This window comes from Nonomuraea sp. NPDC052265, assembly GCF_044547985.1.
Lineage (GTDB): Bacteria > Actinomycetota > Actinomycetes > Streptosporangiales > Streptosporangiaceae > Nonomuraea.
Genome location: NZ_JBIUBJ010000062.1, coordinates 1 through 2,414 on the forward strand (window position 1 = coordinate 1; position 2,414 = coordinate 2,414).

The following is a 2,414-nucleotide window of genomic DNA, read 5'->3' on the forward strand; positions in this document are numbered from 1 at the left end:
GGGATCTGGATCAAAGGTTGTGGAGCAGTGACGGTGGGTGATTTCTGCGGTCGTAGGGCGGAGCGAACAGCTACCCTCTCGGGGTGGCAGGACCTGTGCTGGGTGTCGAGTTGGCGGGGCCGGTCTCTGGCGAGGCCCTGGGACGGCTTCGCCGGATGCTGATCGATCTGTCGGATCGGTTCGTGGAGGAGCGGCCTGGGTACTTCGATTTCAACGTGGTAGCGGAACGGCTGGGAGCCGTTGACGGCGGTGGGCTCGGCCCCTCTCGGCCGTTCTTGGTGGTCGTTGCGGGACCGGGGGTCGGTGATGAGGCGAGTTTCGAGGCCGAGCACGCGGACATGCCTGATCTGGAGCCGCTGATCGGGTTCGCTCCAACGCATGATGTCAGCGTCATCGCGATGTGCAACGGCGATGTGGATCACGTGGTCACGGCCCTGCTCACCGTCGGGGTCATGGAGATCGTGGGCGGTGTCGCCTCCGTCGAGATCCACGACCGGCACGTGCCGGTCGTCGCGGAGTTGCCCGGCCTGGTCGCGATGATGTCCGAGCCGTGGCATTTCGCGTTCGGGACCAGCGAACTCGTGTGGGCCTGGGCGGCTCACCCTGACTTCCGGCTGGTCAAGTAGAACCAGGGGCCTCAGCCTTTGCAGCTGTTCAGTTCGAGAGCAGGACACGTTTGCGCAGGAGGGCGAAGCCGGCTCGGCCGAACATCTGGCGTTTGAGCATCTTGATGCGGTTGACGTTGCCTTCGATGGGGCCGGAGTTCCAGCGGGTGGTCAGTCCGGCGATGACGGCGGCCAGGTCTGTGTTCAGGCCGCGGGCGAAGGAACTGATGCCGGGCAGGTCGTCGTCGCTCGCGGCCGTGATCCATGCGGGCAGGTTCTGTCCGGTCAGGGCGGTGAGCATTCCGGCAAAGGAACGGACGTGGCGAGCGGCGGCGTGCAGTTTCGGACAGCGCCCGAGGATCGCCTTCAGCTGCTGCTTGTCGTCCTCTTGCAGGTTGTCGGGGTGGCGGGTGAGCCATCCGGCGACCTTGCGGACCGACGGCGGGGCGGGAGGTGCGGACGGCGGGGTCGTGCGCAGCGGCCTCAGGTAGTCGTGGACGATTCCGTAGCTTCCCTGGTAGCCGAGCGCGGTGATCTCGCGGTAGAGCGAGGCGATGTTGGTGGATCCGGCCTCCCATCGCCGGCGCAGATACGGCTTGAACGCATCGAGTGCACTGGGCCGCTCCTTGTGTGGGCCTTTCACCATCTCCTGCCAAGTCACGGCGCGGGCATAGCGCTGCACGGTGTGGCGGCCCCAGCCCAGATGCCGGGCGATCTCACGGAGCCCGTGGCCCTGCTCGAGCAGACCGTGGACGAGGGCGTGATGTGCACGGGCCCGGTCGGCGAACCGGCCGGTGGGTGTAACGGGCTCCGGCCCGATCAGCTCGGGCTGCGCGATGGGCACCAGTGGACTGGGGGCGGCCAAGCAGCCTCGGTGCCGGGCAACACAGCGTTCCACCGCCTGACACAGGTTCTGCCAGAGATGGAATCGGTCAGCGACCTGGAGCGCGTCCGGGGCACCGATCCGGGCTCCTTCGGCGTAAGCACTGGCTCGGTCACGGCAGATGACCTGCACCCCTGGATGTTCCTTCAGCCACGCGGCGAGAGGATCGGCGGACCTGCCGTCCAGGACGTCGATGGGCTTGTGAGTGTCCATGTCGATCAAGATCGTCGCGTAGGAATGGCCTCGCCGTTTGGCGAAGTCATCGACGCCCAGAGCCGTGACCTGTCCGATCTCGGGGTCGGGCAATGCGCGGATCAGCCGAATCAGGGTGGACCGCGAGACCGCGACGCCCAGCGCCACGGTCATCCGCGACCCCGCCCGTCCGGCCAACGCCAGCGCGACCTTCTCCAGAAGAGCACGCAACGACGGCGTGCGGTGCTGATATCGCTGCGTCAGATCAGGCACCTGCTCGACGAAGGTCCGCAGAGCGCAGATGGAATTCCCGCAGACGAACCGACGCACCTGCAGTTCGATCATCACGGGACGGCCTGCGCAGGACAGATCGTGAAGCCGCCTGCGGTAGCGGGCGTGAACCCGGCCAGAGGAGACCCCACATCCAGGGCACTCTGCCTCGATCGTGACGGTTCTCGCGGTGATCTGCACCCCGGCGGCACCGTCCTGAACCTGATCGACATGCACGCCCTTCAAATGCGGCGCAAGAAGAACAAGACAGCAGGCTTCCGCGTCTGCCGCAGCATGCAGCACAATGATCCTCACGGCCGCTCGTTGATGATCGGGTTCTCGACAAACCAGATCATTACGAAGCGGCCGCCTTCACGCACAGCCTGTTACAGGATCGCGATCACCAGTACCGTCGCCGGCCGGGTAGCGCTCCGTCACCGCTCCACAACCTTTGATCCAGATCC

The 2,414-nt window shown here is 66.0% G+C and carries 3 protein-coding genes; 2 read left to right on the forward strand and 1 reads right to left on the reverse strand.

The features are described from left to right. The first annotated feature begins 83 nt into the window (after window positions 1-83). Complete coding sequence (locus ACIHAD_RS48795; RefSeq protein ID WP_397361741.1) at window positions 84-626, forward strand: DUF6368 family protein; 543 nt, start codon at window positions 84-86, stop codon at window positions 624-626. A 28-nt stretch (window positions 627-654) separates the two neighbouring features. On the opposite strand, the gene ACIHAD_RS48800 is transcribed toward ACIHAD_RS48795, so the two are convergent. Then, on the reverse strand, window positions 655-2,151 hold the full coding sequence (locus tag ACIHAD_RS48800) for an ISL3 family transposase (protein WP_397361742.1): 1,497 nt from the start codon (window positions 2,149-2,151) through the stop codon (window positions 655-657). Here ACIHAD_RS48800 and ACIHAD_RS48805 point away from each other — a divergent pair. Beyond that, a partial coding sequence (locus tag ACIHAD_RS48805) for a hypothetical protein (RefSeq protein ID WP_397361743.1) occupies window positions 2,053-2,414 on the forward strand: 362 nt, incomplete at its 3' end. The two genes, ACIHAD_RS48800 and ACIHAD_RS48805, sit on opposite strands and share 99 nt — an antisense overlap.